The organism is Shewanella atlantica (assembly GCF_003966265.1).
Classification (GTDB): Bacteria; Pseudomonadota; Gammaproteobacteria; order Enterobacterales; family Shewanellaceae; genus Shewanella; species Shewanella atlantica.
Genome location: NZ_RXNV01000014.1, coordinates 61,020 through 83,696, shown reverse-complemented (window position 1 = coordinate 83,696; position 22,677 = coordinate 61,020). Strand labels below are relative to the sequence as shown.

Annotated in this window: 20 protein-coding genes; 6 read left to right on the top strand and 14 right to left on the bottom strand. The window is 45.4% G+C overall.

The features are described from left to right. Positions 1–50 precede the first annotated feature (50 nt). Entirely contained in the window at positions 51–713 is a 663-nt protein-coding gene (yihA, locus tag EKG39_RS19655) for a ribosome biogenesis GTP-binding protein YihA/YsxC (RefSeq protein ID WP_126507709.1), read from the top strand. Between the two features lie 767 nt (positions 714–1,480). Here the strand turns inward: yihA and polA are convergent. Beyond that, positions 1,481–4,240 carry a DNA polymerase I gene (gene polA / locus EKG39_RS19650; RefSeq protein WP_126507708.1) on the bottom strand — a complete coding sequence of 920 codons (2,760 nt, stop codon included), beginning with the start codon at positions 4,238–4,240 and terminating at the stop codon, positions 1,481–1,483. A 389-nt stretch (positions 4,241–4,629) separates the two neighbouring features. Between polA and elbB the strand changes: the two genes are divergently transcribed. After that, positions 4,630–5,283, top strand: coding sequence for an isoprenoid biosynthesis glyoxalase ElbB (elbB, locus tag EKG39_RS19645; RefSeq protein WP_126507707.1), 654 nt, complete (start codon positions 4,630–4,632; stop codon positions 5,281–5,283). Between the two features lie 85 nt (positions 5,284–5,368). On the opposite strand, the gene EKG39_RS19640 is transcribed toward elbB, so the two are convergent. The 7 genes from EKG39_RS19640 to EKG39_RS19610 form a co-directional block, all read right to left on the bottom strand. Continuing rightward, complete coding sequence (locus EKG39_RS19640) at positions 5,369–5,566, bottom strand: hypothetical protein (RefSeq protein WP_126507706.1); 198 nt, start codon at positions 5,564–5,566, stop codon at positions 5,369–5,371. Positions 5,567–5,749: 183 nt separating this feature from the next. After that, positions 5,750–6,586 (bottom strand): rhomboid family intramembrane serine protease GlpG, encoded by an 837-nt coding sequence (gene glpG, locus EKG39_RS19635; RefSeq protein WP_126507705.1) that lies wholly within the window; start codon positions 6,584–6,586, stop codon positions 5,750–5,752. 57 nt (positions 6,587–6,643) lie between these two features. Further along, positions 6,644–6,952 carry a thiosulfate sulfurtransferase GlpE gene (gene glpE / locus EKG39_RS19630; RefSeq protein ID WP_126507704.1) on the bottom strand — a complete coding sequence of 103 codons (309 nt, stop codon included), beginning with the start codon at positions 6,950–6,952 and terminating at the stop codon, positions 6,644–6,646. 88 nt (positions 6,953–7,040) lie between these two features. Then, on the bottom strand, positions 7,041–8,066 hold the full coding sequence (tdh, locus tag EKG39_RS19625) for an L-threonine 3-dehydrogenase (protein ID WP_126507703.1): 1,026 nt from the start codon (positions 8,064–8,066) through the stop codon (positions 7,041–7,043). A 155-nt stretch (positions 8,067–8,221) separates the two neighbouring features. Continuing rightward, complete coding sequence (locus EKG39_RS19620; protein ID WP_126507702.1) at positions 8,222–9,415, bottom strand: glycine C-acetyltransferase; 1,194 nt, start codon at positions 9,413–9,415, stop codon at positions 8,222–8,224. A gap of 289 nt (positions 9,416–9,704) precedes the next feature. Continuing rightward, the gene (locus tag EKG39_RS19615) at positions 9,705–10,361 is read right to left on the bottom strand and encodes a TetR/AcrR family transcriptional regulator (protein WP_126507701.1); all 657 of its coding nucleotides are present in this window, start codon (positions 10,359–10,361) and stop codon (positions 9,705–9,707) included. Between the two features lie 367 nt (positions 10,362–10,728). Further along, positions 10,729–11,406: a TetR/AcrR family transcriptional regulator gene (locus tag EKG39_RS19610; RefSeq protein ID WP_126507700.1), complete on the bottom strand. Its 678-nt coding sequence runs from the start codon at positions 11,404–11,406 to the stop codon at positions 10,729–10,731. 156 nt (positions 11,407–11,562) lie between these two features. On the opposite strand from EKG39_RS19610, the gene waaA reads away from it, so the two are divergent. Next, positions 11,563–12,831 (top strand): lipid IV(A) 3-deoxy-D-manno-octulosonic acid transferase, encoded by a 1,269-nt coding sequence (gene waaA, locus EKG39_RS19605; protein ID WP_126507699.1) that lies wholly within the window; start codon positions 11,563–11,565, stop codon positions 12,829–12,831. Positions 12,832–13,732: 901 nt separating this feature from the next. Here the strand turns inward: waaA and EKG39_RS19600 are convergent. From EKG39_RS19600 to rfbC, 4 genes are all read right to left on the bottom strand, one after another. Then, positions 13,733–14,455 carry a 3-deoxy-D-manno-octulosonic acid kinase gene (locus EKG39_RS19600; RefSeq protein WP_185817662.1) on the bottom strand — a complete coding sequence of 241 codons (723 nt, stop codon included), beginning with the start codon at positions 14,453–14,455 and terminating at the stop codon, positions 13,733–13,735. A gap of 71 nt (positions 14,456–14,526) precedes the next feature. After that, a complete protein-coding gene (gene rfbD / locus EKG39_RS19595) occupies positions 14,527–15,408 on the bottom strand; it encodes a dTDP-4-dehydrorhamnose reductase (protein WP_126507697.1) in 882 nt (293 codons plus the stop codon). 21 nt (positions 15,409–15,429) lie between these two features. Next, positions 15,430–16,509, bottom strand: coding sequence for a dTDP-glucose 4,6-dehydratase (gene rfbB, locus EKG39_RS19590; protein WP_126507696.1), 1,080 nt, complete (start codon positions 16,507–16,509; stop codon positions 15,430–15,432). Continuing rightward, positions 16,506–17,075 carry a dTDP-4-dehydrorhamnose 3,5-epimerase gene (gene rfbC, locus EKG39_RS19585; RefSeq protein WP_126507695.1) on the bottom strand — a complete coding sequence of 190 codons (570 nt, stop codon included), beginning with the start codon at positions 17,073–17,075 and terminating at the stop codon, positions 16,506–16,508. Before rfbC ends, rfbB begins: the two co-directional genes overlap by 4 nt. Before the next feature lie 179 nt (positions 17,076–17,254). On the opposite strand from rfbC, the gene EKG39_RS19580 reads away from it, so the two are divergent. The 3 genes from EKG39_RS19580 (at position 17,255) to EKG39_RS19570 (ending at position 20,388) form a co-directional block, all read left to right on the top strand. Further along, positions 17,255–18,286 (top strand): glycosyltransferase family 9 protein, encoded by a 1,032-nt coding sequence (locus tag EKG39_RS19580; RefSeq protein WP_126507694.1) that lies wholly within the window; start codon positions 17,255–17,257, stop codon positions 18,284–18,286. Between the two features lie 80 nt (positions 18,287–18,366). Beyond that, positions 18,367–19,122: a glycosyltransferase gene (locus tag EKG39_RS19575; RefSeq protein ID WP_126507693.1), complete on the top strand. Its 756-nt coding sequence runs from the start codon at positions 18,367–18,369 to the stop codon at positions 19,120–19,122. Between the two features lie 264 nt (positions 19,123–19,386). Continuing rightward, positions 19,387–20,388: a hypothetical protein gene (locus tag EKG39_RS19570; protein WP_246028571.1), complete on the top strand. Its 1,002-nt coding sequence runs from the start codon at positions 19,387–19,389 to the stop codon at positions 20,386–20,388. Positions 20,389–20,446: 58 nt separating this feature from the next. On the opposite strand, the gene EKG39_RS19565 is transcribed toward EKG39_RS19570, so the two are convergent. Continuing rightward, positions 20,447–21,295: a glycosyltransferase family protein gene (locus EKG39_RS19565; protein WP_126507691.1), complete on the bottom strand. Its 849-nt coding sequence runs from the start codon at positions 21,293–21,295 to the stop codon at positions 20,447–20,449. Positions 21,296–21,310: 15 nt separating this feature from the next. Next, the gene (locus EKG39_RS19560) at positions 21,311–22,495 is read right to left on the bottom strand and encodes a glycosyltransferase family 9 protein (protein ID WP_246028570.1); all 1,185 of its coding nucleotides are present in this window, start codon (positions 22,493–22,495) and stop codon (positions 21,311–21,313) included. Between the last annotated feature and the right edge of the window lie 182 nt (positions 22,496–22,677).

Here is a 22,677-nt window from a genome sequence, read left to right as displayed (position 1 = left end):
GCAACTCTTCGATATTTAAAGTGCGAAACCTAAAATTTTTGGAGTGGGTAGTGTCTGAATCTCGTATTGATTTTCGTAAAGCAAAGTTTTTAATCAGTGCTCCTGATATTGCTCATCTGAATGAGCACTTACCAGGGGATGCTGGAGTGGAAATCGCCTTCGCTGGCCGCTCTAATGCTGGTAAGTCTAGTGCATTAAACTTACTGACTGACCAGAAGAGCCTGGCCAGAACCAGTAGAACACCAGGAAGAACCCAGCTAATTAATATTTTTGAGCTGGATGAGCATCGTCGCTTGGTGGATCTTCCAGGCTATGGATTTGCCCAAGTTCCTCTTGCTTTGAAGAAAAAGTGGCAGGAATCACTGGGAGAATACCTGCAGGAACGCCAATGCTTGGGTGGCATGGTGGTGTTAATGGACATCAGGCATCCACTGAAAGATCTGGATATGCAGATGATCGCCTGGGCGGTAGAGAGTGAGATTCCGGTGCTTGCCTTGTTGACTAAGGCTGACAAGCTAAAGCAGAGCGAGCGGACTAAGATGGTGAATGAGGTGAGAAAGCACTTAGGTGATTTTGATGCCCGGGTTAAGGTCGAGCCTTTCTCATCTTTGAAAGGGATAGGTAAATCTAAGGTATTGGGTATCTTGAATGAATGGTGTCATCCGCAGTGGTTGGTAGATGCTATTGCCGATGCGGAAGCTGAAGAAGAGTAATTCTTTGGTATAAAGCCTGACAGACCAGATTGAGCCTCTCATTTTACTTCGGTGAAATGAGAGGCTTTTTTTTACCCGAAATTCAGGCAAAAAAAAGCCGACGGCATTACCATCGGCCAAATTAGCTCTTTTGGGGAGAAGCTAAATTCAACAAGACTCAAGTACCATCAAGTACAACTCGATGGCTCTCAATGACGACAGCATACATGGAATATAACTGCATTTAAAGTAAATGCTCTAAATTTTATTTCAGACGAAAAAAAGCCCCAGCAAAATAAATTGCTGAGGCGCCAGAATGTGGCTGTTCACTATAACAGTGATATAAAAAGGTCTGAAAGATAGAACATCTTAACCTCTGTACCCTACGCAGAGAATATTACCTCATTGGTCTGAATATGAAAAACTGTTTCTTGAAAAAGACAGCAATTATGTGACGTCGATCTAACACCTTTGTTCAAAATTGAGCGATTTATGATCTAAAAATGTCGTTTTTCTGTTTGATAATGAAACAGTTAACCCTATTTGAGTAAAAAACATCCCTAAATTGATCTTTTTGCCACATTTAGAGCTTTTGCTCAGCGGGCTTAGAGCGGATTCGCGGTTTTGGAAGCTTGATATCGATCTCAGGTTAGCATTTGGCGGCACATAAGCTGCTTTTTCTGGAATGAGGATAGAATTTCCATGAAAACGGATGCTTCTTGTTCATAAGAAAACGCCCCTAAATAAAGGGGCGTTTATGGTGCAGTAATATTCGGGGGGGAGTTTGACTAGTGAGCCTGTTCCCAGTTGTCACCGAGCCCGGCTTCGGCTAACAGTTCCACATCGAGATCGGCAGCTTGTGCCATCAACTGACATACTTTTTTCTGAAGTGCTTCGGCTTTATCACTGTCGACCTCAAACACTAATTCATCGTGTACCTGCATAATAAGGGTTATCTCACCGTCGGTCTCATCAGCAATCCAGTCTGCGATATTAATCATGGCTTTCTTGATGATATCGGCAGCGGTACCTTGCATAGGCGCGTTAATTGCGGCTCGTTCGGCAGCTTGACGTCGCATGGCGTTTCTATCTTTAATTGCCGGCAGATACAGGCGTCGTCCATAGAGTGTAGAGACGTAACCCAGATCCGCAGCAATTGCCCGTGTCTCTTCCATATAGCTAAGTACGCCTGGGTAACGCTTAAAGTAGGTGTCGATATACTTTTGAGCTTCACCACGGGGGATGTCGAGCTGCTTTGCAAGACCGAATGCAGACATGCCATATATCAGCCCAAAGTTAACCGCCTTGGCGCGGCGTCTCTGCTCGGTTGTAACCTCACCGAAATCAACGTCGAAGACCTCTGCGGCTGTCGCCTTATGAATATCCTTACCTTCGGCAAATGCGGTTAGTAAACCTTTGTCCTGAGAAAGGTGTGCCATGATGCGTAGCTCAATTTGAGAGTAATCGGAAGCAAGCACCTTCCTGCCCTCCTGGGCAATAAACGCATGACGGATCCGTCGCCCCTCTTCGGTTCGAATGGGAATATTCTGCAGATTTGGCTCACTGGAAGATAAGCGCCCGGTAGCGGCATTTGCCTGGTGGTAACTGGTATGAACGCGGCCGGTTTGTGCATTGACCATCAGCGGAAGTTTGTCGGTGTAGGTACTCTTTAGTTTTGCTAAGCTTCTGTGTTGCAGAATAATCTTAGGTAATGGGTAATCCAAGGCTAGTTCAACTAACACCTCTTCAGCGGTCGATGGTGCACCTTTAGGCGTCTTCTTAATGACTGGGTAACCCAGTTTTTCAAAGAAGAGTACCTGTAGCTGTTTCGGTGAGCTTAAGTTAAAGGGTTCACCGGCAATTTCATAAGCCTTCTGCTCAAGCTCATCGATTGTTCTGGCGAGCTCTTCGCTCTGTTGACCCAATAGCATGCTGTCGATAAGTACACCTTGGCGCTCCACATCGGAAAGCACTTGAACCAGTGGCAGCTCTATATCGGTAAATATTGAGGCTAACTCAGGCTCTTTTTGTAATCTTGGCCAGAGGTGTTGGTGCAATCTTAGGGTGATATCTGCATCTTCAGCCGCATAAGGGGCGGCGACCTCTAATGAGATCTGGTTGAAGGTCAGCTGTTTTGCGCCTTTCCCCGCGATCTCTTCAAAGCTGATATTTTTATGACCCAGATATTTAAGTGCCAGGTCATCCATGTTGTGTTTGGATGCGACCGAATTGAATACATATGATTCGAGCATAGTGTCGAAGGCGATGCCCTGCAGCTTTATGCCGACATTAGCCAGAATGCTAATGTCGTATTTTAAGTTCTGGCCAACTTTCTTAACCTCTGGGTTTTCCAGCAGTGGTTTCAACTTGGCTAATGCTTCGCTCTGGTCAAGTTGCTGTGGCGCGTCAAGATAGTCATGGCCTAAGGGCAGGTATGCCGCTTTCCCCGCTTCTACAGCAAAAGAGAGCCCGACGAGTTTCGCCTCCATATAGTTGAGGCTGGTTGTCTCGGTGTCTACCGCGAAAAGCTCTGCTTTTGTCAGCTTATCGATCCATAAATCGAGCTCATCATGGGTAAGAATCGTAGAGTATTCGGTTTCGATATCTTGTTTAGGAAGTTCATCTTCTTCCGTTGACTCTGGAGTCGATGCGCCTGAGCTGCTCTTATTATCCAGCACCTCAGCCAGCCAACGCTTGAACTCCATCTCGCCATAGCACTTTATCAATTCATCTTTGTCTGCCGGAGCTATGGTGAGCTCTTTCCAATCCTGCTCAAGTTCGACATCGAGTTTGATGGTTGCCAGCTCGTAGGATAGCTTCAACATTTCACCATGCTCGGCTAATTTTGCAGGCATGGTCTTAGAGCCCCTGAAGCCAAGCTCAGGCATTTTCTCTGGTGCAGCAAGAATTTTATCTATGCTTCCTGCCCCGGTTAACATAGCAAGAGCGGTCTTCTCTCCGACTCCAGGCAGGCCTGGAATGTTGTCAGCCTTGTCGCCCTGAAGTGCTAACAGATCGATAATTAACTCAGGACCGACGCCAAACTTCTCGGTAACCTCAGCGGGTCCCATTATGGTATTGGTCATAGTATTGATAAGAGTGACATTCTCATCGACCAGCTGAGCCATATCCTTATCACCGGTGCTGATAAGGACGGCTCTACCTTCCTTACTCGCTTGAGTAGAGATGGTACCGATAACATCATCGGCCTCGACTCCGGGAATGCAAACCAGAGGTAAGCCCAATGCGCGTATTATTTTGTGCAATGGCTCTATTTGAGAGCGAAGATCATCCGGCATAGCGGGTCTATGAGCTTTGTACTCTTCATACATATCGTTACGAAAGGTTTTTCCTTTCGCATCGAATACAACGGCCATCTGGCTGGGCTTATATTGATTAAGCAGGCTACGAAGCATATTAATCACGCCATAGACAGCCCCGGTTGCTTCACCTTTAGAGTTTGTTAGATGTGGTGGTGCGTAATAAGCTCGATATAGGTAGGAGGAACCATCCACAAGAACTAATGGGTTTTCAGCAATTTTTGGCATAATTAGTATTCGATTTTTGATTTTCGATGATGCCGCTAGCATGCCACATAAGGGCGTTTTCGGCCATTGGAAAATAATTGACAGCCTGTGGATAACTCTGTGAGTGAAAAACTGCTTGTGGTATGTGCAATAGGATGCGGTCAGAAATGACCGTTTGCTAACGTGTTGATTTAATGCTTGAAATCAAAAAAGTGTGAAGTGGGTATAAGTTTCTTGAAAATGGTCTCAATTTGTGGACTTAATTTTTTCCCTCTCTTTCCCGACTCTATACTTGGCTAAATATTCAGCGCTTGATAAAGTCGAGGAACTAACTTAGCACGAAAAATAATCGGATCAAGTTATTTGTTGTGGTCTTGTTAAAATAAAAAAGTATATGGAGAGCGTTTTTAATGAAAAAAATAGCAGTTTTATTGAGTGGCTCAGGTGTATTCGATGGTTCAGAGATCCACGAGGCCGTGTTAACTATGTTGGCGCTCACTAAGCTGGGTGCGAGTTATCAATGTTTTGCTCCGGACATTGAGCAGATGCATGTCGTTAATCATCTGACCGGAGAGGTAGCTGCTGAAGAGAGTAGAAATGTTCTGGTGGAATCGGCAAGGATTGCAAGGGGCGAGATCACGGCTACCGATCGACTCGATATCGACGCATTCGATGCACTTGTTATTCCCGGTGGCTTCGGCGCGGCAAAGAATTTGTGTAACTTCGCAACCAATGGCAGTGATTGTGAGATCTCTCTGGAGGTTTCGGACTTTATCAGTGAGTTTGCCGATGCGAAAAAGCCTGTCGGCTTTATCTGTATCGCCCCGGTCATGATCCCACTGCTTTATGGAGAGGGAGTGACCGGAACGATTGGCAACGATATTGATACGGCTCAGGCGTTTAATTTGATGGGGGGTCATCATCAGGAAGCCGCTGTACAAGACATTATCGTGGACGAAGCCAATAAGGTTGTGAGTACACCCGCATATATGTTGGCCGGTAATATTGCCGAAGCTAACGAAGGTATCGAGAAGCTGGTAAAGAAAGTGCTGGAGATGGTTTAAGGGAAGGTAAAAGCAGGACTAACCAGATCGCTTCGCTTCGAGGGGACTGCGCCATAGGTGGTAGTCCCAATAAGTGGTTGTACATTTAGATTATGTTTGCCATTTTCATAAGAAATAGTGCAAAGCCACCAAATAGCACGATGAAGATGATAAGCATGATAATGAGTGTTTTAGATTGTCCAGCCGATTCCGCAAAACCAAATTCGGTTGGAAACAGTTGAGAGATTAAGCTCGGCTCTTGAGTCTGTTTATTCTCAGGGCGTTTACTCGTTTTTTTATCCATAATTACCTCTATCCTTGAGTGATTATTGGGTACTAATGATGTTTGTTTAATCAAATCTACATGAGGGAGTGCCTGTGATAACTGCTCCCTCTATTACCTAAGAGCCCGGAGGCATTCTCTGCCGTATTCATAGCGAAGCCACTCGGAGCTAGGAACTTTAGCCTAGGGCCTAGAACCTCGAGCCTAAGCCCTTCTTCTACTATCAATCAAACCTTGTAGCAGGCCTATTGCCAGTCCACCGGTATGTGCACCATTGGCGATAGATAGCCCGAACATGTCGGTGAACCCGAAGACTAACCATAGCATCATAAACCCCATTAATGCCGGTGGTAGTCCAATGCCTTTTTCTGGCCTCTTCACTCCCATGATCCAGGTGTAGCCCACGACCCCATAGACAACCCCGGAAAGACCACCGAAATGTGGTCCGCCAATAACATATTGCAGAATATTGGGTAGGGTACCCGCGACTAAAAGCAGGGTAAGAAGAGGGGATATACCAATTTTATTTTCAATCTTCCCACCTAGGTACCACCACCACAGCAGGTTGAAAATGATGTGCAGGGCAGAAAAGTGCAATAGCGATGGAGTGAATACTCGCCAGAAATCGGTGAGTTCGGTGCCGGGTACGGCATTAAAGAAGGAGAGGTATTCATAAATCGGGTTGGCAAAGCCGAGGTTGAATCCGGCAAAAACCAGAATACAGACACAAATAATCGATAGCGTTAGGGGGCCGCCTCCTGTAATAAACTGAGTCAGCAATTGGAGTGTTGGTGCCCCATAGTCAAATTTTGCGTTGGTATCACCGTTATCCCAGGAAGCCTTAAGATACTTTTCATCGTAGGGGTTTTGAATGAATCGCTGGAACTCAATTCCGGCCCTTACGCTATCCTGATCATGAATAACGATTAAGCTCACACCTTGTTCTGCTGCGATCACTTTGCAATCTATATTTTGACCTTTAAGGTAATCGACGAGTGCCTGAGCTGCACGCTCATTGGGTAGTCTGCCTATTTCTATCATCGAGTGTCCTTAATAAGAGTGCCGCTTAAATCTGTTTAAAGATGAGGTTAAAGCGAGTTATGCATGTGCTTCTCGCCAAGCCTGGTAGCCACCATCCAGGCTATATACTTGATCAAAACCTTGTTCGACCAGATACTGCGCGGCACTTTGGCTGCTGATGCCATGATAACAGATGACGATGAGAGGGAGATCCATATCGGCTTCTGCTATGAAGCTTGCTAAATTCTCATTAGAAAGATTGATAGAACCTTCTACATGGCCTGACTCGAAACTTGCCGCATCGCGAATATCGGCTATCTGGATATCAGAGGTACTCTCTGAGAGTTGGATTAATTGATTGACACTAAAATGCTGGAAGCTGGACATAATGAGGTTCTTTTAGGGAGGAGTCGTTGGTTTAAGTGTGAAGCACGGGGCCGTATTAGTACAGCCCCCTACCAGTAACGGGAAGATATTAATCCCAGTTAAGAATAACCTTACCCGATTGACCCGAACGCATAGCGTCGAAGCCCTGCTGGAAGTCATCAATCTTGAAATGGTGAGTGATAATTGGAGATATATCTAACCCGGATTGGATCAGGCTCGCCATCTTGTACCAAGTTTCAAACATCTCGCGGCCATAGATACCCTTCAGGATTAACCCTTTAAAGATAACTTTACTCCAGTCGATAGCCATATCTGTTCCAGGAATACCCAGCATGGCAATTTTTCCACCGTGGTTCATGGTATCCAACATGGAGTGAAATGCACTCGGTACTCCCGACATTTCGAGGCCGACGTCGAAACCTTCGGTCATGCCAAGCTCTTTCATGACTTCATCGATACTTTCCTTAGCAACATTGACGGCACGTGTTGCCCCCATCTTGTTGGCTAATTCGAGGCGGTACTCATTGACGTCCGTGATCACCACGTGGCGGGCACCGACATGACGGCAAACGGCGGCAGCCATGATCCCGATGGGACCAGCACCTGTGATCAACACATCCTCACCGACCAAGTCGAAAGACAGTGCAGTATGCACAGCATTACCAAACGGATCGAAAATAGAGGCGAGATCATCTGAGATATCATCAGGAATTTTAAAGGCATTGAATGCCGGAATAACTAAATACTCTGCAAAAGCCCCGTCACGATTGACGCCTACCCCTGAGGTATTGCGACAAAGATGAGTTCGGCCACCTCGGCAGTTGCGGCAATGCCCACAGGTTATATGACCTTCACCTGAGACACGGTCACCAACATTGAAACCACGTACTTCAATGCCCATATCGACGACTTCACCAACATATTCATGCCCTACAACCATAGGAACCGGAATGGTCTTCTGTGACCACTCATCCCAGTTATAGATATGGATATCGGTACCACAGATAGCCGTTTTTCTGATCTTAATTAACAGATCGTTATGGCCCATCTCCGGCTTGGGAGCATCGACCATCCAGATACCCTCTTCTGGCTTTAATTTACTCAGTGCTTTCATTTTGTAACCTTGGCTGGTTTATGAGCATCGAACATCCGAATACCTTTTTTAGATATAAGTATACTCAGTGCTTTCATTTTGTAACCTAAGCTGGATTGGAAGCATTGATGAGCTAAGTTGTTAGCTGAACTGATGCCTCCATCTCGATTTTCTGTTTAAATTATACCCATCTCTTTGGCTATACGGGTAAATGCATCGATAGCTCTGTCCAGCTGCGCTTTAGTGTGAGCAGCAGACATCTGAGTGCGGATACGCGCCTGTCCCTTAGGTACAACCGGGAATGAGAAGCCGACTACATAGATGTTCTCTTCGAGTAGTCGGTTCGCGAAGTCACCGGCTAGCTTAGCATCGCCAATCATTACCGGGATAATGGCATGGTCTGCACCACCTAAAGTAAAGCCTGCTTCGGTCATTTTTTCACGGAAGTAACGGCTATTCTCCCAAACGGCTTCACGTAGTGCCTGTCCGGACTTGAGCATCTCGAGTACATGAATCGATGCAGTGACAATCGAAGGGGCTAACGAGTTAGAGAATAGGTATGGACGAGAGCGTTGACGCAACCAATCAACCACCTCTTTTTTAGCCGATGTAAATCCGCCCGATGCTCCACCTAAAGCCTTACCTAAGGTGCCGGTGATAATGTCGACGCGATCCATTACTTCGCAATATTCATGTGTACCACGACCATTGGCACCAATGAAGCCTACCGCATGAGAGTCATCGACCATAACGAGCGCACCGTACTTATCGGCGAGATCACAGACCCCTTTCAGGTTGGCTATAACGCCATCCATCGAAAATACACCATCGGTAGCAATCATGATGTTACGGGCACCGGCTTCTTTTGCGGCTTTAAGCTGAGTCTCGAGATCGGCCATATCGTTATTGGCATAACGGAAACGCTTAGCCTTACAGAGGCGAACACCGTCAATAATTGAAGCATGGTTCAGGGCATCGGAGATGATGGCATCTTCTGCGCTCAGTAGTGTTTCAAACAGGCCTGCATTGGCATCGAAGCACGAAGAGTAAAGAATCGTGTCTTCCATGCCTAAAAATTCACTCAAGCTAGACTCGAGTTGCTTATGAATATCTTGAGTACCACAAATAAAGCGAACTGATGCCATACCAAAACCATGGTCATTCAGACCGGCTGCCGCCGCTTTTATCAACTCAGGGTGGTTGGCAAGTCCGAGGTAGTTATTGGCACAGAAGTTCATTACTTCGGTTCCATTAACCAGAATTTCGGTTTGCTGAGGAGAGACTATTACGCGCTCACTCTTGTATAAGCCTTCGGCTTTAACGTCAGCGAGCTGTTGATTGATCTGGTTGTAGAATGAGGTCGTTGTCACCTGAATTCTCCTTCATTTGCATTATTTTGAGTATGGGAGTGGCGGCATTTTAACCTTAAAATTGCCAGCCCTACAGCCTTTTTTTTATCGGTATTAGCAAGATGAATTAGTTTAGGGGATGCAAAGTATTCACATTAATAAAACTAATCCTTAACGTGGGTGGAAAAGTGTCCATGAATACGACATATAGCTGTTATTTTAGAAAGGTTTGTAGAAAGAGGTTAATTAAAATATGAACAAACCTGCCTGAAAATCAATAGAGCGCCGGTGATGACACCGGCGCTTAACGTTAGGCGCTTGCTGCGGTTGGCGATGCAGCCAGTTTTCGGTAGTGCTGTTCGAGCCTAACAAAGGTTGCCCGGGATTCTGGTGTTGAATAAGCTTTCGCAATCATTAATAACCTAAGCAGACCTTCATAGAGTGAAGTCTTGGTGATGCTCGTATCGATAGAGTGGATCTGTTTATAGCCAATCCAGAAACTTACAATCATCTTCATTGTTTCGGTCAGGGGGATGATCTCATCAGGTTCTATCGAAAGCACACCATCCTGATTTAGCTTAATCAAAATCTGGCTGCTACGGGTGAGCACCTGCTTCTGAGCGGCTAAATAGAGTTTTTTAAGTTCTTCATCACGGCTTAGAATGTCGGTCAGATTCGCGTACATGAAACGAAACTCCCACATCGCATAGAACATAGCATCGAAGTAACTGATGAGGAGCTCAATGCTTATTGGTTCTCCCTCGTAGGGCTGGAACCCTGACTCGAGGTGATCATGGTACAAGGCAAAAATGGAGCGAATGATGTCCTCTTTATTACGGAAGTGGTAATAGAGGTTACCCGGGCTGATACCCAGGTGCGCTGCGATATGATTGGTAGTGATATTCCTTTCACCATGTTCGTTAAACAGCTCCAAGCTGGTATAGATAATTTTATCGCGGGTTTTCATTGGCGTCCTAATTGGATTCATTATTGATGAATGAAGCTCATCTTTAATAGACGATTTGTCTGACCAATTACCATTTCTGTCATAGTATTTGTCAAATAATAGTAAACATACTAGCACTGACAGAATTAATCAGGCAAAGCTCAATTATAAAATGATTGAGTATGCCGCGAAGTGATACTCATCTCATTAAGTATTTTGGCAACTCAGACCACTTCAGATAACAATTGGATCAGGGGCTGAATGATTTAGTCATTCGCTTCTGAACAGTCAGGTGATATTGAGACGGAAAGGCTGAGGCGGCCGTTAAATAAGTCAATATTTAACGAATCTGGACTAATGGTAAACCTAATGAAGGTATAGCCTCATTTTATGAGGCCAACGAGTGAACATCCAGATTTGGCATAAAACAGGTATTAGCCATGGCTTGGTAATGTTGTTCGAGCCTGGTAAAGGTTCCCTGAGATTCTGGTGTTGCATGAGCCTTAAAGATCATCAGCACTCTGAGTAACCCTTCATACAGAGAAGCCTTGGTTATGGTGGCATTATCTGAGTGAGTCTGTTTATAGCCAATCCAAAAACAGGCGATCATTCTCATCGTGTCTGCAAGTGGTGTTATCTGCTCCTGCTCTATGGCGAGCACGCCATCTTGCTTCAGCTTAGATAAAATGTGGCTGGAGCGATTTAAGGCTTGTTGCTGGGTGTGCTGATACCGTTTCAGTACAACCTCATCCCGAGTCAGGATATCGGTCAGGTTATCGTACATGAAGCGAAACTCCCATAGAGTTTCGAACATGGTATCGAAATAACCAACGAGTAATTCCAGGTTGACCTCTTGCCCCATATAAGGCTGAAATCCTGAGTCTAAATGAGATTCATACAGGAGGAATATCGAGCTGATGATGTCTTCTTTATTACGGAAATGGTAATAGAGGTTTCCGGGGCTAATATTGAGGTATGCGGCAATATGATTAGTTGTGATATTTCTTTCACCGCGCTCGTTAAATAACTTCAAACTGGCGTGGATGATTTTATCGCGGGTTTTCATATTGATCCTGAACACAGTAAATATCGACTGATTGAATAAGCTAACTCAACTCAACAAAAATGTCAGGTAAATTATCTTTAATCTGGGGCTTGTAGACTGGATTAGTGTTAGCATTGATGGCTTATCTGAAGTCATTTTATTTAAGCGTATGGGCGAATGAACCGTTTTATTTATTCAATATTACTCTATCTACTTTTTCCTCTGTTGGTTTTATATTTAGCCGTACGCGCCATCAAGAGTCCCGATTATCGTGGTCGGTGGGGGGAGAGGTTTGGCCTTACATCCCTCAATAAGAGCGACCTGCTCATTCATTCCGTCTCTATGGGGGAAACCCTTGCAGCTATTCCGCTGATAAGAGCTATCCAGCAAGCGCACCCTCAGCTTAGCATTACCGTAACCACGACGAGCCCAACCGGCTCTGCCGAGGTAAAAAAAGCCTTCGGTGAGAGTGTTCAGCATTGTTATCTGCCTTTCGATCTACCCTTCAGTGTTCGTAGATTTCTGAAACAGGTCAAACCGCAGTACTGCATCATTATGGAGACCGAGCTGTGGCCAAATTTGATCCATCAGGCCTCTCATTCAGGCGTAAAGCTGATGCTTGCCAATGCGCGTTTATCCGAAAAATCGGCCGGCCAATATCAAAAGCAGCTGACCCTCTCTCAACCTATGTTGCAGAGCCTGGATTCGATAGCGGCTCAGTCGCAACAAGCCGCAGAGCGCTTTATCGCATTAGGCGTGTCCGCCGATAAAATTGAGGTATGTGGCAGCTTGAAGTTCGATCTTAGCGTTGCAGATGACAAGCGTGAGCAGGCCAGGGCCTTGCGTCAACAGTGGCGGCCTGCAACTTGCCCTGTATGGATTGCCGGTAGCGTTCACCCCGGTGAGTTCGATGCCATCCTGACAGCACATAGACACCTGTTGACGATATCCCCGGATGCGCTACTTATCATGGTGCCACGTCATTCGGAGAAGTTTGATGCCGCTGCCGCCAGGATAACCGAGGCTGGGTTCTCCCTCGCCAGACGTAGTTTAAATGAGAGCGTCGATGGTGAAACTCAGGTACTGCTTGGCGATACCATGGGAGAGTTACTAACCTTCTATGGCGCGGCCGATCAGGCATTTGTCGGTGGTACATTAATTGAAAACGGCGGTCACAACCCGCTGGAGCCTGCGGCGCTTGGCTTGCCGGTATTTGTCGGGCCGCATCATTGGGATTTCGCCGAGATAACCGGGTTACTTAACGAGGCCGGTGCCCTGAAGGTGGTCTCTTCGGCCGAGGAGTTAGGCACAGCCCTGGTGGGTAACTTCGAGGACAAGTCTGCTTATCAGGTGGCCAGCAAGGCTGGGTTGAGAGTAGTTGACGCCAATAAGGGGGCGTTGCAGAAGCAGTTCGCTCTTACCAATAGGTTGATCGCCTTCGAATGAAGGCTAATCACATTTTCTTTTTTGGCTCATTTGTATCAAATTTGGCTTAACGGGTGGGAACCTCTAATCAAGCTCCGCTTGATAAACGTCGCGGGTCTCCAACCCACACCCGGGCAAGGAGGACTGCTCGTCCAAGGCCTCCTTGACTCTCTGTAAACCAAAGTTCCATGACGCCCCGGCGAAGTTATGCTCCTCAGGACTTATGGATAAATCGCTAACACTTCCGATGGTCCGAATTAAGTCCCTATAATTCCAGCCAGTTCGGCTATTCCTGCCTCTCGTTCATGAGCGGAAAACTTTGTTTTCATTCACCCTGCCCGATATCCATGTCGCTCTCACCCGATTTATTCCAACTCATTTTGGTAACTTCCTGCGGGGGGGAGTTATTGCTGAATATAGTAAAATTGAGAGTTGAATATCTAAAGCTTATGTGATTTTTTGTTAAGAATATGATTGGTATATTTTTAAACAAAAGATAATCAAGGCTGCAATACCCAAGTACGTTCTAAATTTTTCATAGCGCTTAATTTTTTGATCACTCTTCTCAATTTCTGTTCGGATACCTTGAATGTTTCTGTCTTCTTTCATCAGAATATTCTTGTATGAAATAACGAAAATATTAACACGGAAAATCAGCAATGTTTATTTTGGTATGAAAATCAGAGAGAAAACCCTCAGTTTATAACCCAAGTGTAGGCGCGGCTGTGGGCTTCGATGACAGGGATGTCATCGTAGAGACTATAGGGACATACTTGCGTCGTCCCACAGAAGTGCCAGCACATAAGCAAGCTGCAGGCGATAGATCAAGCATGAGGTTATGGTTAGCCATAAACTAACCAAATACCAAACCTGCCAAATGAAGCCAACTCAGAGATACTTCAAACTTGTTATCAGACAAGTCTTAAGCTTGTGAATAGCCCTTCATCAAGCTTTGCCAGTTGGACTCGGTAAAGGCCAGCGAAGGTAGCTTAGCCAGCTCCTTTCTGAAGGAGCGTAATAACCTCTCCAGGTTGGCCCCCTGCCACTTAGGGTTAGGATTGCGGATCTCGCCTCTGTCGAAGTCGATAAGGTAGAACTTGTCTGGCGTGATAAGGATATTCTTGGCGTTGAGATCGGCATGATAGACCCCTCGCTGGTGGAACTTAGCGATACAGGCGCCGAGTTGCTGCCACTGTGTATCTGACATCGGCGACTTGCTCAGTTGGGCCACCAGATCTTGAGCGCCATCTACGCGCTCGATGATGATATCGGCGCGGTAATAGAGACCGTTTCTCTCTACGTTGGCGGCGATGGGCTTAGGGACTGCAAACCCTTCGCTATACAGTAGTTCCAGCAGCGATAACTCAGCCACCGCTCGGGTGTTTTTCAGCCCGGTAAAGAGATAGGAGTCTTTGCTGAGCTTTTCCATCAGCCCGCCGCGGTAATAGTGGCGTAGTACCCATTCACTCTCGTCTGTCGCCGAAATATCGGGTTTAACAAACCAGGTGGTGTATCGCCCCTTTGATGAACCGGTGATAGCACTCAGATTCAACCAGTAATCGTAGGTAAACCACTGTGTTGAGATGGTTTCAAGCGTGGCATCGCAATATGCGATAGCGCCTGATGGGGTTTGTTTAATCTGCATATTGATTCGGATCGTCTCTTTTTAAGAGTGAAAGCCAGTTCTGATGTTCGCTATTCTACAATAACTTATGGCTATCGCGTAAATTTAGCTAGTTTGATAAGTGATTCGAGATTTTCCTGCCAGGATTTTGCCTGCTGTAGGGTTTGAGACTGACTGATATCGAGCTGACTGAGCCCAGGGCGCATAGCCACGGCTCCATACTCTTGGGATGAGATGGGAATAATCGGGATCTCTGTTTCAAGCTTGCCATATTTCAAAGCCAGCCGTTGAATAGTGACGGCAAACTCATACCAGGAGGTCTTGCCGCTATCGCACCAATGATAGAGGGGAGACAGTGACCCCTGCTCTGTGAGAGTCCATAGGAACAGAGCTAGCTCTTTGGCTGAGGTCGGACTGCTAACCTGATCCGATATCACCTTTATCTCCGGCTTTTCACGCATAACTCTAAGCATGGTGTTAACGAAGTTAGTGCCATATTGTGAGTAAAGGGAGGAGGTTCGAACTATGGTCGACTCGGTTGGCAAACATTTGCGAACGGCCTTTTCGCCGGCAAACTTAGAGGCGCCATAGAGGTTGATTGGATGTGGGGTATCAAAGATGGTGTAGGGCGTGCTTTGTTTGCCATCAAAGACGTAGTCGGTAGAGATATGGATCAGGCGGATATCTCTGTTCTGCGCCGCCTTCGCAATTTTTTCTACCGTAAGTTCGTTAATTCCATATGCTGACTCAGGTTCTGATTCGGCTAAGTCGACCTGGGTATAGGCCGCCGTATTGATGATGAGATCCGCTTTATGAGTCGTGATGGCCGATTCTATCTCATCGGTAACTGCTAAGTTAATATCAAGGTGCCCGAGTGCGACGCATTCGATATGCGCGGGTTTATTGGCGATAAGCGCCTGGGCCAGCTGACCGCTTTTTCCTAAGATGAGTGCCTTCAACTTTGAGTTTGCCATATTTTATGGTGTTTCATTCGTTCAATTCTTATCATCAGCCGAAACATTTCGATAGCTGCCATCTCGTATATGCCGACACCACTCAAGGTTATCTAAATACCACAGGATGGTCTTTACTATGCCTGACTCGAATGTCTCCACTGGCTTCCAGCCCAACTCATTCTTGATTTTTGTGGCATCGATGGCATATCTAAGATCATGTCCCGGCCTGTCCTGGACATAAGTGATCAGTTGATTGAAGTCCTCGACGCCCGAGGGTTTGTTTTCAATCAGACAATTTAGCTGATCACAGATGGTGGTGATAACTTCAATATTCTGTTTTTCGTTATAGCCGCCGATATTATAGGTCGAGCCAGACTTGCCATCAGTCGCTACCTTGTAGAGGGCGCGGGCATGATCGTCGACATATAACCAGTCCCTGATCTGTTTTCCATCGCCATAAACCGGTAGAGGTTTCCCCTCCAGAGCGTTAAATATCACCAGGGGGATCAGCTTTTCAGGAAATTGAAAGGGACCATAGTTATTCGAACAGTTGGTTATCACCACGGGTAGTTGGAACGTACGAGACCAGGCTCTGACCAGATGGTCCGAGGCAGCCTTACTTGCCGAGTAGGGTGAGCTTGGATTATATGGGCTCTGTTCGGTGAAGAGTCCGGTCTCCCCCAGATCGCCATAGACCTCATCGGTTGAGATATGGTGAAACCTGAAGTCTTGTTGCTTACTGCCTGAAATTTCAGTGAGATAAGTCCGACTCGCTTCGAGCAGGGTATAAGTTCCCTGAATATTGGTTTGTATAAACTCATCCGGCCCATCGATAGAGCGATCGACATGGCTCTCGGCGGCGAGGTGCATAATAATGTCGGGTTGATACTGTTGCATCACATCATCGACAAGGGCTCGATCGCAGATGTCTCCGAGGACAAAGTGATAGCGTTCGCTACTCTCTATCGATGACAGAGACTCCAGATTTCCCGCATAGGTTAATTTATCAAGGTTGATAACCCGATGAGATGTCTCGTTAATCAGAAATCTCACCAGAGCTGAGCCAATGAAGCCGGCGCCGCCTGTTACCAGAATCGTTTTATCTTTGCGGATACTCATAGCCAGTGCTCCCGGCTGTTAAATACAGAACCCGCGCTATCCTTCTCCGACAGTATGGGCTGTGCAGAGTAAGCCTTGGGTTCTTTGTTTCTGGTGAGTGGCCAATCTATCGATAGCTTTGCATCGTTCCAGATTATGGTCTTTTCGAACTCAGGAGCATAATAATCGGTGCATTTATAGAGACAGTCTGCAGATTCTGAGGTGACATAGAAGCCGTGGGCAAATCCGGGGGGAATCCAGAGTTGGCGTCTGTTCTCTTCGCTAAGATAGGTACCGAACCATAGCCCGTATGTAGGGCTATCTCTACGCAGGTCTACGGCCACATCGAATACCTCTCCTGAGGTGACACGCACCAGTTTTCCCTGAGTCTGGTTGGATTGATAGTGCAGCCCTCTTAATATTCCGCGCTTGGATCTGCTATGGTTTTCCTGAACAAATTCAACATCGCTGACATGCTCCCTGAACCAGGAGTCCCGAAATGTTTCGAAAAAGAAGCCTCTCTCGTCGCCAAACATTTTGGGCTCGATAATTTTGAGATCTGCAATGGGGGTGTCGATGACTTTCATCTCAGGCTTGTTACTGGCTGCATAGATAAATTAGCTTTAATAATAACATCTTCTCAGGGCAGAAGCGGCGAGCTTATTGCCTGAATGAAGCAGATGATGAGAATTATCCGTTAAAGCATGGAACCTAAGCGGCTTCTACATTAAACTTTGCTCGTTCTATTCACCAACCCCTGAGCGCTATGAGTTTAAAACTGAACGAGATTAACTCTCTATGTCTGTTGCGTTTATCTGCCATCGGCGATGTCTGCCATGCGGTGGCGATGGTGCAGGCCATTCAGAGAAAATACCCGGAACTTAAGATCACCTGGGTGATAGGCAAGGTTGAGTATCAATTACTTAAACATCTTGAGGGGGTTGAGTTTGTTATTTTTGACAAGTCACAGGGCTGGCGCAGTTATTTTTATCTGAAAAAGGCGTTAGCGGGACAAAGGTTCGATGTACTGCTGCATATGCAAGTGGCACTGAGGGCGACAATTGCTTCGATGGCAATCTCTGCCAGAGTAAGAATTGGTTTCGATCGCTTCAGGGCGAAAGAGGGGCAGTGGTTGGTAACAAATCACAAGATTGAGCCGCAAGAGACTCCCCATGTTCTGGAAGGTTTTATGGCGTTTGCTAAGGCGCTTGGCGTTACAGATCTTTCTCCTAAGTGGAATATTCCGGTACCACTAGCAGATACTGAGTTTGCCCGACAACTGCTTCCTGATGGTGACAAGGCCTTAGTCATCTGCGCCGCAGCCAGTAAAGCCGAGCGAAATTGGTTGCCCGAGCGTTATGCCGCGGTGGCGCAGCACGCCATATCTAAAGGCTACAGGGTCATACTCTGTGGCGGACCCACCGCATCAGAGAAGGTATTAGCCGAAGATATTCAATCGACTTGCACTCAAACGCTGGAGAATATGGTGGGTAAGACCTCACTCACTCAGCTATTGGCCGTACTTAAGCAGGCTAGCATCGTTTTGGCTCCCGATACCGGTCCGGCTCATATGGCTGTGACTCAGGGAACACCTGTGATTGGGCTTTATGCGCATTCTAATCCGGGCAGAACCGGACCCTATCTGAGCCAGGACCATGTGGTCAGCGTATATGATAGCGTTATCAAGACCCAGCATGCTGGGCCGATAGCCTGGGGGACGCGGGCAAAGGGTAATGACCTGATGGAGAAGATTGAAGTGCATTCTGTTATTAAGCAGCTAGATAAGCTACTCAGTTAACTGTTCTTATAGGGAATGCTTGCTTGGTATAAGCTGCCCGCATACACTGGTTCTATTCAACTTTTTTATTTGGTGAACAAGTGGGAAATCGAAGTGTAGCTCTGGTACTAACCAGTTGTAATCGGTTTGATTTGCTCGAAAAAACCTTGGTGAGTTTTTTCAAGTTCAATACCTACCCTATTGCCCAACATATCATTATTGAAGATAGTCATAACCTGGAGAAGCTGAATAAGGTATTGGTTAAGTTTTCCGATATTGATTTTACCGTTCTGAATAATGACCCCCAGTTAGGACAGATGAAAAGCATCGACAGGGCCTATAGCAGAGTAACCTCTGAATATATCTTCCATTGTGAAGATGATTGGGAGTTCTACCGTGCAGGCTTTATTGAGGATTCGTTTAAAGTGCTCGATAGTGACGATAAGATTGTAACTATTTGGCTTAGAGAACAGAATGATACCAATAAGCACCCAGTCGAACCCGAAGTCTTTAAGTGTAAAGTCTCAGGTAGCCGTGATTACCAAATTATGATGCGAAATTATAGAAGAAAGGTCGACTCCGATGCCTGGCATGGGTTTACGTTTAATCCTGGCTTAAGGAGGCTCAGAGATTATCAGTTATTTGCGCCCATTGGTGAACTTGGCCGTGAGTGGAATATTAGTGAGCTATACCATGGGAAAGGGTTTAAAGGGGCTATCTTTGAAACTGGTTATGTTCGCCACATCGGCTATCACAGAGGAATACGTTATAAGATCGGTGAGAGCCAATCTGCCAAAGACTTCTCTGTAAGATACAAGCGAATTAAGGCAGGAGTTTGTAGGCTGTTGGGCATTTAATGACGTTTTGTGTCTCTTAGGTTAATCCAGTATTGACGAATCGTACGGAACTTCGTGCTTTTGATTAATGGTTATTAAAAAGCGTAAATGATGGGATATAGTGTCACGGATTTTGGAAGTCACGTGTTAGTATTAAAGGCTGCAAGGAAACAAATGTATAGATTTGTTCGGCTGTGGGTTATTTTCATAAAGGATTATTGAATGCTGTTGTCCCCTAAATTTTTGTTTGTTCCGGTGTCTTCGGCTGAGGGGATTGGGGAATACATGCGTTCAAAAATTATCGCGGATGAAGTTGCGCAGCACTGGCCTGAAGCTCAGATTGAGTTTGTGCTTAACTCTAATGCCCCCTATATTCACTCTTGCCCTTATAAAATACACCTGGTTGACGACTCGCCAACCAAGAAGATTCGTGAGGTGAATGAACTCATGACTGAATTATCCCCGGATATAGTGATTTTTGATGCCGCAGGGCGTAAGGCTCAGCTGAAGCATGCAAAAAAGCTTGGGGCTAAGGTCATTTTTATCAGTCAGCACAGACGCAAACGTTCACGGGGAATGAAGGTTGAGCGAGCCTTAGTCACAGATAGTCACTGGGTGGTTCAACCTGAATTTGTTATTGGTGATATCACCCGCTTTGACAAGTTTAAGCTAGACCTCATTGACCGTCCTCATCCCATTTTTACCGGCGCCGTTTTCCCGCAACCCGATAAAGAGCTACAACAGAAACTGCAGCAAGAATTTGATTTAGTCGATGGAGACTATCTGCTTTACAGTGCTGGCTCCGGTTCACATCATGTAAAGAATGGTCTGGCGGCAGATCTGTGGGCCGAGGTTGCCCAAAAGACCTATCAGCAGTTTGGCATTAAGAGTGTGATGGTATTTGGCCCTAACTACCCGCACCCATTGCCCGAACTCGATGGGGTGATAGCCGTTCTTCAGCTAACCAGCATCGAATTTATTAATCTGTTGCAAGGCGCCAAGGCTTCTGTGTTGAGTGGTGGTGATACCTTGCTGCAATCTATGGCTCTGGGAATTCCAAGCTTGGTAGTCCCGGTGGCAAAAGATCAGCCAAATCGAATTAAAAAGTGTTATGAAGCGGGCTGGATCCACACGAGTAAGCCGCAAGTCGATGCTATGTGTAAAGCATTATCGAGTTTATTGACCGAGTCTAAGTTAGTTGAGCTTAAAGATAAGTATGCTCAGTGTTCACTCGAGAATGGTTTGAATATTGTCATGTCTGAGATCGAGCGATTACTGGTAGATTGAATCAGTAGTCGAGGCCCTATTTTAGCGGGAGAGTAATACTCTCCCTGTACCGACAGTTTTAGTATTTATGCTTTGGGTGGACCAAGCCAAATACAAAACTTAGCAGACCCATAGGCAGTTTTGTCTTTCTATACTGCTTGAGTATATACCAATGCCAAGCTTGCTTCTTATAATCTAATATCTCAGCTTCAGTTAATACATCTTTATAGATATCACAGTAGTCAATGATGTACTTTAATTCTCGCATCGGGACTTTCTGACGATATCCCCGACCTGAATAGTGAATGAAATCAGCTTTTTGATAATTATCATGACCCAGTAACTGCATGCGGTTAAAACCTGACTCTACACCGACGCTCTTAATATTATCTCTTCTAATCAGGTAGTTAATATAGGTTTGATCATAGAATTTAACTTTGTTGCAGATGGCCTGCATCTCTTCGATGCCTGCGCTATCGAACAGACCTGTTTCTTTAGAAACCAGAAACATGCCTGAGTTGTAGTAGACAATAAGATCATCTTCTTTTGGCCAGTCGACGTCACCCAGTACTTCGTTAATCTGTTCTGCCTGGGCGCCTCGATCCCTGTGTTTGCCTTCATTGAACATATACACAGTATCTCTGTCAGGGCATTCCTCAAAGATATCCCTTGCCCAGGGAGTGACTATCATGTCGGCATCTAAATAGAGAACTCGATCGTATTCTTTTAGTAGTTCAGAGATATATAGCTTTTCTGACCACGCAGGACTCGCATCAAACTTGGGGTTTTTGATGTCAATTTTGTAGTGCAGTTTGTCAGAGGTAATTACGTCTGCACCAACTTTTTTACCATATTCTTTAAAGCTTGCTACCGCAGCTTTATACATAGGGTTATCACCAATGGCGAGTGTAAAAATGGCCTTTTTCATTAAAGCTACCTTGTTTTATCTATCTGAATTCATCGTTTCATATTGTTTGAAGACACGCTCTACCGAGATATCTGAAATGTGCCCTTTACCTTCAGTGGCATACAAAACATGAGAGTGTGAACTTTCAGGCGGTGCCCAGTACGGTTTTTTCTGTCGCATCATAGAGAGTAATGGACGTTTAGCGGCAAATGCAAAATGTAAGATTGCCGTGTCTACAGTGATCACAAAATCGGCTTTTGCGATAAGGGAGGGCAGTTCAAAAAAATGTTCATTTACAGTGAATACGGCGACCTGTAGATTTTTTTGCTTTACAAATGATTCGGTTTGAGCGAGAACCGAATCATAGTTTTCTTTCGTTACATTGATGATGAAGCGACAAGAGTCGTCAGTTGACGCTATTTTTTCTATCAGCTCAAAAAGCTGACTCAGCAACCAATCTTTTTTTATATTAGTAGAAAGGTGATTTAGAAAAATAAGTTTACCTTGTTTACCAGGCTGCTTAAATTTTTCTGTGAGCCAGTTTTCCGTGATGGGGGCGATCTCCTGCGGCACAATAAGTGTCGGCATCAACGCATCATTTTGTAGTGAGATCCCCACAATACTCTGAAAAATATTATTGTAGCGATCAGTAATGTGATGGGCTTTAGGCAAGTTGTTTTCATCCAGCACAAACGTGTGGTTTGAATGGCGAAAAGCAATAGCGTTGAAAAAACCGAAAGAAGCACTTTTTGGGATGCTTGAAACGATAAACGCCTCCGGACTAACTGTTCGGGCAATCTGGGAGTACTGACGGCTTTTGCTGACTGAGTGGCAGATGATGATATCGTAATTACGCTGCTTAGCCAGATCTATGTGGGCTTGAGTTGCTTCTTTGGAATCGGTGCAACCATAGCTAAGGTTAAATACGCCTTCTGCCTCTATCCACTGCTGAAGAATTTTACTACGTGAAAGGCGCCAGCTGTCGGTGTTACATCTATTATCATCTAACCATATATCTAACTCGATATGCGGATAACTGTTTTTTAATGCTATAAGAAATGTTTTCAGGTATAAAAAATCACCGAGTGCAACAGGTGAGATAAACAGTAAACGTTGGCATTGATTAAGTTGTGCTTTTGAGATGATAGACATAAATCTACAGAATCCAGATATTGATCGCTTAAGCATACCTTGATTTAAGTAATTATAAAAAGGTTTCACTATTAGAAGTGGATCATAAGCTTTTTAAAATTGTCTATTATATGGGGGAGTCTATGGTTGTGAATATAGATTAGCAATTTAGGTATGGTATTATCTGTGTTGTTTCCTTGTTCTACTCTAACGTAACACGATAAAGAAGGCTTATTTTGATTTGCTTTGATGCTTTGCACCCATACTACCTT